Origin of the sequence: Acidovorax sp. (genome assembly GCF_016783915.1) — a bacterium.
Taxonomy (GTDB): domain Bacteria; phylum Pseudomonadota; class Gammaproteobacteria; order Burkholderiales; family Burkholderiaceae_C; genus Acidovorax.
Window position 1 is genome coordinate 1 of sequence record NZ_JADHVT010000180.1, and the last position, 8811, is coordinate 8811.

At 62.2% G+C, this 8811-nt stretch carries 9 protein-coding genes; 7 read left to right on the top strand and 2 right to left on the bottom strand.

Annotated features, from left to right (window positions below):
- The 7 genes from ISS20_RS21705 to bioB all read left to right on the top strand — a co-directional run.
- Nucleotides 1–849, top strand: an 849-nt coding sequence (locus tag ISS20_RS21705; RefSeq protein WP_291439469.1) for a carboxyl transferase domain-containing protein, incomplete at its 5' end; no start/stop codon positions are given.
- A gap of 18 nt (nt 850–867) precedes the next feature.
- On the top strand, nt 868–1446 hold the full coding sequence (locus ISS20_RS21710) for a hypothetical protein (RefSeq protein WP_291439471.1): 579 nt from the start codon (nt 868–870) through the stop codon (nt 1444–1446).
- 3 nt (nt 1447–1449) lie between these two features.
- Entirely contained in the window at nt 1450–3498 is a 2049-nt protein-coding gene (locus ISS20_RS21715) for an acetyl/propionyl/methylcrotonyl-CoA carboxylase subunit alpha (protein WP_291439473.1), read from the top strand.
- A gap of 110 nt (nt 3499–3608) precedes the next feature.
- Nucleotides 3609–4079 carry a VOC family protein gene (locus tag ISS20_RS21720; protein WP_060987719.1) on the top strand — a complete coding sequence of 157 codons (471 nt, stop codon included), beginning with the start codon at nt 3609–3611 and terminating at the stop codon, nt 4077–4079.
- A gap of 30 nt (nt 4080–4109) precedes the next feature.
- The gene (locus ISS20_RS21725) at nt 4110–4475 is read left to right on the top strand and encodes a hypothetical protein (RefSeq protein ID WP_291439476.1); all 366 of its coding nucleotides are present in this window, start codon (nt 4110–4112) and stop codon (nt 4473–4475) included.
- 91 nt (nt 4476–4566) lie between these two features.
- Nucleotides 4567–4863, top strand: coding sequence for a phosphopantetheine adenylyltransferase (locus tag ISS20_RS21730; RefSeq protein WP_291439477.1), 297 nt, complete (start codon nt 4567–4569; stop codon nt 4861–4863).
- 447 nt (nt 4864–5310) lie between these two features.
- A complete protein-coding gene (gene bioB, locus ISS20_RS21735; RefSeq protein WP_291439479.1) occupies nt 5311–6354 on the top strand; it encodes a biotin synthase BioB in 1044 nt (347 codons plus the stop codon).
- Between the two features lie 101 nt (nt 6355–6455).
- On the opposite strand, the gene ISS20_RS21740 is transcribed toward bioB, so the two are convergent.
- Entirely contained in the window at nt 6456–7646 is a 1191-nt protein-coding gene (locus ISS20_RS21740) for a two-component system response regulator (protein WP_291439481.1), read from the bottom strand.
- A partial coding sequence (locus ISS20_RS21745) for a response regulator (protein WP_291439483.1) occupies nt 7639–8811 on the bottom strand: 1173 nt, incomplete at its 5' end. The genes ISS20_RS21740 and ISS20_RS21745, both read right to left, overlap by 8 nt.

The following is an 8811-nucleotide window of genomic DNA, read 5'->3' on the forward strand; positions in this document are numbered from 1 at the left end:
GAGAACGACGTGGAGGCGCTGATGATGCTGCGCCGCCTGTACAACTACCTGCCGCTCAACAACCGCGAAAAAGCCCCGGTGCGCAAGAGCAACGACCCGGCCGACCGCATGGACCTGAGCCTGGACACCCTGGTGCCCGAGAACCCCAACAAGCCGTACGACATGAAGGAGCTGATCCTCAAGACGGTGGACGATGGGGATTTCTTCGAGCTGCAACCCGAGTACGCCAAGAACATTCTGATCGGCTTTGCCCGCATGGAAGGCCAGACCGTGGGCATCGTGGCCAACCAGCCGCTGGTGCTGGCGGGCTGCCTGGACATCAAGAGTTCCATCAAGGCCGCGCGTTTTGTGCGCTTTTGCGATGCGTTCAACATCCCTGTCGTCACGTTTGTGGACGTGCCCGGCTTCATGCCCGGCACCAGCCAGGAGTACGGCGGCATCATCAAGCACGGCGCCAAGCTGCTGTACGCCTATGCCGAGTGCACCGTGCCCAAGATCACCGTCATCACCCGCAAGGCCTACGGCGGCGCGTACGACGTGATGAGCAGCAAACACTTGCGCGGCGACGTGAACCTGGCCTGGCCCAACGCTGAAATTGCGGTGATGGGCGCCAAGGGCGCGGTGGAAATCATCTTCCGCGAAGACAAGAACGACCCGGTGAAGCTGGCCGCGCGTGAGGCGGAATACAAGCAGCGTTTTGCCAATCCGTTTGTGGCCGGTGCACGCGGCTTTATCGACGACGTGATCCTGCCGCACGAGACACGCAAGCGCATCTGCCGCTCATTGGTGATGCTGCGCGACAAAAAGCTCGAGAACCCCTGGCGCAAGCACGGAAACATTCCACTTTGAGTGGAGTTGATACCAATTATGGGAAAAGTACTGCCTGGATTGAGTATTGAGGAGGCTCAATACATATCGGATTTGGAAAATAATAATAATCCGACAATTGATTGCTTACTCAAAATAATTGAACGACTTCGAAAAGATTTCGTAGATTGCAGAACGAGAAATCCTCGTTTTGATATCGAAGAGCAACGCTATTACATTTTCGCCAAGGAAGTTCCTGCTACAAAGTCTCCCGACGATGATGTGCAATTCGATGTGGATTTTTTTCGCCCAAGGGTAGGGGACTCCACAGGGGGGAAATTTTTTAACTGCAGTGCCACGACAGAAAACCAAAATTCTTCGTTTCGAGTGCACTTAGAGCCTAGAGTGAGAGATTTCGACGGCGATACAGGCGAATTTTTCGACGAAGATCGTTTTGATGAATCAGAAGCCGGGTTGTTAATGGATTTCGATGTTACAGAAAATGGCCCAGCTGTGGAGATGTGGCCTACGGGCGAAAATTCTCGGTTTGTACTGGAAATTCATAATGAGAAATTGACGATTCGAGTCGCGAGCACTAGATCTAAAAGCAGTCCAAATACTCATGAACAGGAGATATAGAGAATGTTCACCAAAATTCTGATCGCCAACCGTGGCGAAATCGCCTGCCGAGTGATTGCAACGGCCAAGAAGATGGGCATCGCCACCGTCGCCGTGTACTCCGACGCCGACAAGGAAGCCCGCCACGTCAAGCTGGCCGACGAGGCCGTGCACATTGGCGCCGCGCCCAGCCGCGAGTCGTACCTGCTGGCCGACAAGATCATTGCCGCCTGCAAGCAGACGGGCGCGCAGGCCGTGCACCCTGGTTATGGCTTCCTCTCTGAAAACGAAGCCTTCGCCAAGCGCTGCGAAGACGAAGGCATCGCCTTCATCGGCCCCAAGGCGTTTTCGATTGCTGCCATGGGCGACAAGATCGCATCGAAGAAGCTGGCCAACGAGGCCAAGGTCAACACCATCCCGGGCTACAACGACGCCATCTCGGGCCCCGAGCAGGCGGTGGAGATCGCCAAGGGCATTGGCTACCCCGTGATGATCAAGGCTTCGGCCGGCGGCGGCGGCAAGGGCCTGCGCGTGGCGTTCAACGACCAGGAAGCGTTTGAAGGCTTTGCCAGCTGCCAGAACGAGGCCCGCAACAGCTTTGGCGACGACCGCATCTTCATCGAGAAGTTTGTGCAGGAACCGCGCCACATCGAGATCCAGGTGCTGGGCGACAGCCACGGCAACGTGATCTACCTGAACGAGCGCGAGTGCTCCATCCAGCGCCGTCACCAAAAGGTGATCGAAGAGGCGCCATCGCCCTTCATCAGCGACGCCACCCGCAAGGCCATGGGCGAGCAGGCGGTGCAACTGGCCAAGGCCGTGAAGTACCAGAGCGCGGGCACGGTGGAGTTCGTGGTCGGCAAGGACCAGGACTTCTACTTCCTGGAGATGAACACCCGCCTGCAGGTGGAGCACCCGGTGACGGAATGCATCACCGGCCTGGACCTGGTGGAGCTGATGATCCGCGTGGCCGCGGGCGAGAAGCTGCCGTTGACACAAGCCGACGTGAAGCGCGACGGCTGGGCCATTGAGTGCCGCATCAACGCCGAAGACCCGTTCCGCAACTTCCTGCCGTCCACCGGCCGTCTGGTGCGCTTTCAGCCGCCGGAGGAAACCATGTTCCAGTCCGATACGACCAAAAAATTGGGCGTGCGGGTGGACACGGGCGTGTATGAGGGCGGCGAGATCCCCATGTACTACGACTCGATGATCGCCAAGCTCATCGTGCACGGCACGGACCGCAATGACGCAATTGCCAAGATGCGCGCAGCACTCAACGGTTTTGTGATCCGAGGCATCAGCAGCAACATCCCGTTCCAGGCCGCGCTGCTGGCACACCCCAAGTTCGTCACGGGCGACTTCAACACCGGCTTTATCGCCGAGAACTACGGCAAGGGCTTCCACGCCGAAGACGTGCCGCACAGCGACCCGCTGTTCCTGGTGGCGCTGGCGGCTTTCATGCACCGCCGCTACCGCGCACGCGCCTCGGGCATCAGCGGCCAGCTGGCCGGCCACGAGGTGAAAGTAGGCGAGCAGTTTGTGGTGGTGACACTGGGCGCCGAAGGGCAGAACCAGCACCACGACGTCACGGTCTCTGACTTTGAAGACAAATCGGGCTCTAGCTCAGTCTCTGTGGGCGGCAACAGCTATCAGATCAGTAGCAATGCCACGCTGGGCCAGATCCGCGTGCAGGGCGCGTGCAATGGTCAGGGCTTCACTGCCCAGGTGGAGCGCGGTGTGGGCAAGAACCCGCTGGCGCTGCGCATTGCGCACAACGGCACGCAGATCGACGCGCTGGTGCTGTCGCCGCTGGGCGCCCGCCTGCACAAGCTGATGCCTTTCAAGGCGCCGCCAGACCTGTCCAAATTCCTGCTCTCGCCCATGCCCGGTTTGCTGGTGGATGTGGCGGTGCAGCCCGGCCAGAAGGTGCAGGCGGGTGAGAAGCTGGCTGTGATCGAAGCCATGAAGATGGAGAACATCCTCTTCGCCGCGCAGGACGGCGTGGTGGGCAAGATCGTGGCGGGCAAGGGCGAGTCGCTGGCGGTCGATCAGGTGATCCTGGAATTCCAGTGATCCCAAGGGCCCGACAGCCCATCTGGAGGGGCCTTGCGCCCCTTTTTTAGTCTTTTTGGCCGATAGCGCTAGAGGAATATGCGCTGGCAGCTATCAAATCAGGAGTAATCATGAGCACGACCCCACGCCCCTTCAAGGTCCTGGGCATCCAGCAGGTCGCCATTGGCGGCACCGACAAGCAGCGGATGAAAACGCTGTGGGTGGACATGCTGGGCCTGGAGCAGACCGGCACCTTCCAGAGCGAGCGCGAGAACGTGGACGAAGACATCCTGGCCATGGGCAAGGGTGCCTTCAAGGTGGAGGTGGACATCATGCAGCCGCTGGACATCGAGAAAAAGCCCGCCGTGCACACCACGCCGCTCAACCACATTGGCCTGTGGATCGATGACCTGCCCAAGGCGGTGGAATGGCTCACTGCCAAAGGTGTGCGCTTTGCCCCCGGTGGCATCCGCAAGGGGGCGGCGGGCTACGACATCACGTTTTTGCACCCCAAGAGCAATGACGAGTTTCCCATTGCGGGGGAGGGCGTGCTGATTGAACTGGTGCAGGCCCCGGCAGACGTGATCGCTGCCCTGGGCTGAACGCCACCACCGCAGCCGGCCATTGCATCCGTGGGTTCGCTCCGCCTCGCGTTGCTAGCCGGTCCCAAGTTGGGTGCCCTGCTGGTCCTTGCCCTGGCAGGGCAGGGGGGGGCGGCTGGTGGCAGCGGTGCCTATCCGCTCGACTGGGGCCGGCCGGGGGAAACCTTGCAGTACCGGTCCTGTGGCTGCGCGGACCGCTGCTGGGTGGCGGAAGTGAAACACCAGCGGTCCCGCAAGACGCTGGCCTCCCTGCGTTGTGACTGCGAGCGCCTGTTCGGTCGCGTCGGCAGTAGCGGCGCTGAGGTGGAGCACAGTCCGAGCTGCTCTGCCATCGACGACGCAGACAACAAGCCCCGCGCCATCCGCGAGGCGCTGGAGCAGATGCTGGGGCGCTGAACAGCGCGGCGTCCATGACCTGGGGCGTCATGGTCACCGGGCCCGGCGGGGGGCTACAACGGCAGCACCTTGTCTTTGGTGCCACCTGCCCATGCAAAAAATTGCTTCTCTGGCCTTGCTGCTCGCAGGTGCCATCCACCTGATTCCCTTGATCGGCGTGCTCGGCTCAGAGCACTTGGCCAGACTCTACGGCGTGGCCCCTTCCGATCCGAACACGCTCATCCTGCTGCGGCACCGTGCCGTGTTGTTCGGCATCGTGGGTGGGCTCTGCCTGGTGGCGGCGTACAAGCCCGGCTACCAGTGGCCGGGCCTGATTGTTGGTGCGGTCAGCATTTTTTCTTTCCTGCTGCTTGCATGGTCCACAAACGGCTTCAATGCGCATTTGTAGCGCGTGGTGGTGGCCGATGGCCTGGCCCTGGCGTGCCTGGTTGCGGGCGCTGTGGCCCGAGTCTGGTCCGAGAGGTGCCCAGCAAGCGCCTAACTTTCACGAACTTCGGAGCGTGCGAGAGGGCGCCAGCCGCAAGATAAAAGCCAAAGCCACCAGTTGTCAGCGCGTTGCATTGGCGGTTTTGGCTGTGGTTTCAACGTGCTCTCTAAAGTGGTCAACAGCTGGCTTTTCTAACGTTTTCGCACGGCGAGATCCGAACAGTTGAGCGCCTGAAAATAGTGGCACCTTTTGTGACCATGTTGAAGGCAGTTGTGCCGAAATCTCCCTCAAAATCATGGTGATAGCGATACACAGCGGCTCTCCTGACGACTCCGGGGTGGCGCTTGGTGTGATCACTGATGCAATACCTGGTGCTTGCAGCAGCAGGCTCTTGAAAGGACCCCACCCATGGCCAACGCAACCCTCTCCGCCCCCCAGCCCATCCAGCTCCATCGCCCCGTCCCTGCGCCGGTCGTGCAAGGTGAGTGGTCGGTGGCAGGCATCCAGGCCTTGCTCGACAAGCCCTTGATGGACCTGCTGTTTGAAGCCCAAACCGTTCACCGCCAGCACTGGCCTGCAGGCGACGTTGAGCTGGCCACGCTGCTGTCGGTCAAGACCGGCGGCTGCCCCGAGAACTGCGGCTATTGCCCGCAGGCGGCGGAGTTCGACACCGGCGTGAAGGCTGACAAGCTCATGGAGGTGGATGAGGTGGTGCGCGCTGCCCAGGCCGCCAAGGACGCGGGCGCCACGCGCTTTTGCATGGGTGCCGCCTGGCGTGCGCCCAAAGACCGCGACATTGAAAAAGTCAGCGCCCTGATTGGCGCGGTGAAAGGCCTGGGCCTGCAGACCTGCGCCACGCTGGGCATGCTCGAATCGCACCAGGCAAAAGCATTGAAAGACGCCGGGCTGGACTACTACAACCACAACCTGGACACAGCCCCCGAGTACTACACCGATGTGGTCAGCACCCGGGCCTACCAGGACCGGCTGGACACGCTGCAGCATGTGCGCAGCGCAGGCATCAGCGTGTGCTGCGGCGGCATCGTGGGCATGGGCGAAGCGCCCGTGCACCGTGCGGGCCTGATTGCGCAGCTGGCCAACCTGCAGCCGTACCCCGAGTCCGTGCCCATCAACAGCCTGGTGCGCGTGCCTGGAACGCCTTTGGCTGACAGCGAGCCCATCGACCCGTTTGACTTTGTGCGCGTGATTGCGGTGGCCCGCATCACCATGCCCAAGGCGCGCGTGCGCCTGTCGGCAGGGCGCCAGCAACTGGGTGAAGCCGTGCAGGCGCTGTGCTTCATGGCCGGGGCCAACTCTATCTTTTATGGCGACAAGCTACTGGTGACAGGCAACCCCGACGTGGAGGCGGATGTGCAACTGCTGGCCAAGCTGGGCCTGAATGGCCACCGCACAACGACCACCACCCTGGACGGGCACAGCCACAGCGCTTGATGTTCCCCGGCGCGGCGGCGTGCTTCTGCTGGAGCGCGCTGCTGCGCCACCGAATGCAGTGCCACAGTGCTGCGCTACGACACGGCGCGGGGCACAGCCATTCAGAGAGGATCTTCGCGCGAGGTCAGTTCAATGCGCTCCATGGGCAAATCGGCCGCCAGGCGGTCCACCTGGGCCAGCCTTGCAGGCTCGGCATCGGCAAACTGCTGGGCAATGCGCCGAAACTCCTCCGACAGTGCCAGGAAGGCATCGACCATGTCAGGGTCGAAGTGGCTTCCCCGGCCGTCGCGGATGATCTTCACGGCCTGCTCGTGGGAATACGAGGGTTTGTAGACACGCTCTGAAATCAGTGCGTCATACACGTCGGCCACGGCCATGAGCCGCGCTGACAGCGGAATGGTGTTGCCCACCAGGCCTTCGGGGTAGCCAGAGCCGTCCCATTTCTCCTGGTGGCTGTAGGCGATCTCCTTGGCATACCGGAAAAACGGGTTGTCCTGTGTGGTACCCGTCTCGGCCGCGATGATGGCGTCGCGCCCCAGGGTGGTGTGGGTCTTCATGATCTCGAACTCTTCCGGCGTGAGCTTGCCGGGCTTGAGCAGGATGCGGTCCGGAATACCCACTTTGCCAATGTCGTGCAGCGGGGCGGACTTGAAGATGGTCTCGATGGCGGCGTCAGTCAGCTCGTCCTTGAAGCGCGGGTGGTTTTGAAGGTCGCGGGCCAACGCTTCCATGTAGTGCTGCGTGCGGCGAATGTGGTTGCCCGTTTCGTTGTCGCGCGTTTCGGCCAGCGAGGCCATAGCGCGGATCGTGGCGTCCTGCAGCTCGGCCATCGCCCTGGTGCGGTTGGCGACCTCCTGCTCCAGAAAATGGTTGTGCTGGGCCAGGAAATCGCGCGCGCGCTTGAGCTGCAGGTGGTTGCGCACCCGGGCCATCACGATGGCCGGGTTGATGGGTTTGGTGATGTAGTCCACCGCACCCAGCTCCAGGCCAACGCTTTCGTCATCGGCTGCGCTCATGGCGGTGAGGAAGATGACGGGGATGTCTTCGGTGTCGGGGTTGAACTGCAGGCGGCGCAGCACCTCGTAACCGTCCATGTCCGGCATCATGATGTCCAGCAGGATCAGGTCGGGCTTGCTGTCGCCCGCCACAATCTGCAGTGCACGCTCGCCACTGGGCGCGAGTTTGACCTTGTAGTCGGTGCGCAGCAGGTCGCTCATCAGCGAGAGGTTGTCGGGCGTGTCGTCTACGACCAGCACCGTGCATTTGGCACTGGGCGCGAATGGGCTATTCATGAACCGGGTCCTCCTGGTTGTCATTGTGTGCAAGGGGAGCCTTGCGCAGTGCTGTCAGTGCCCCCACGAAGTCGTAGCTGTCCATCGACCTCTTCATCTGGCCATACAGCGGCCCCAGCAGGGCCTGCAGGGTGGGGGCGGATTGCTTGAAGATTTCAATGGCGTCGGAATCGTCGTCGGACAGCAGTGCGCCGAGCTGCGCCACCAGTTCACGCGCGGCGGATGCTTCGATCTGCAGGCCGGGAGCAACGTCCGCGCCCGCAACCTCTTCTGCGGGCAGGGCCTGCTGTAGTGCCGTAACCAGCGCCTGGCAAGCCGCTTCGACAGGCTGAAGCAGTGGCTCCACCAAGTCGGGCGAGGCCTTCTGGGCGATGGCTTCTTCCACCCGTTGCGCCAGGGCGGCCAAGGCGGTAGCGCCAATGGTGCTGGCCGTGCCTCTGAGCGTGTGCATGGCGCGCTGGGCCTCGTCGTGCTGCCCGGCGGCCATGGCGATGCGGGTGGCTTGTACCGCATGCGCTTGCCCTGTCACAAATTTGCGTAGCAGGCCCTCGTAGGCAGGCCGTTTGTCCAGCACGCGCCGCAGGCCGGCGGTCACGTCGAGCCCTGGGATGCGGTGCAGTGCGTCATCGGCGGGAAGCGCGGCAGTGGAGTGGGGCGCTGTGTCGGACTTGGAGGGAGCGCTTGCTGGCTGCCCCTGAAGGTCTCCGCCTTCGCTGTCAGCCTCGTCCGCACCGGTGGCTCGGGGTGCAATCCATTGCAGTAGGGCAGCAAACAGTTCGTCCGGGTCGATGGGTTTGGCCAGGTGGCCGTTCATGCCCGCTTCCAGGCACAGGTCACGGTCGCGGCTCATGGCGTTGGCCGTCATGGCAAGCACGGGCAACTGGGCCCAGGACGGGTTCTGGCGCAGGTGCCTGGTGGCGGCCAGGCCGTCCATCACGGGCATTTGCATGTCCATCAGTACCAGGTCGTAGGGGGCTTGGGCGAGCATGTCCAGCGCCACCTGTCCGTTCTGGGCCACGTCCACCACCAGGCCTGCGCCGCTCAGCAGCTCGGCGCCTACTTGCTGGTTCAGGTCGTTGTCGTCCACCAGCAGCACCCGCGCACCAGCAATGGCAGACAGGTGCGCTGCACGGGTGGGTGCCTGCTTGGTCCGACCGTCAGAAGA

Excerpts from the sequence above, each read along its gene's own strand:
- ISS20_RS21710 (WP_291439471.1), top strand. The coding sequence starts at position 868 with ATGGGAAAAGTACTGCCTGGATTGAGTATTGAGGAGGCTCAATACATA.
- ISS20_RS21715 (WP_291439473.1), top strand. The coding sequence starts at position 1,450 with ATGTTCACCAAAATTCTGATCGCCAACCGTGGCGAAATCGCCTGCCGA.
- ISS20_RS21720 (WP_060987719.1), top strand. The coding sequence starts at position 3,609 with ATGAGCACGACCCCACGCCCCTTCAAGGTCCTGGGCATCCAGCAGGTC.
- ISS20_RS21730 (WP_291439477.1), top strand. The coding sequence starts at position 4,567 with ATGCAAAAAATTGCTTCTCTGGCCTTGCTGCTCGCAGGTGCCATCCAC.
- bioB (WP_291439479.1), top strand. The coding sequence starts at position 5,311 with ATGGCCAACGCAACCCTCTCCGCCCCCCAGCCCATCCAGCTCCATCGC.
- ISS20_RS21740 (WP_291439481.1), bottom strand. The coding sequence starts at position 7,646 with ATGAATAGCCCATTCGCGCCCAGTGCCAAATGCACGGTGCTGGTCGTA.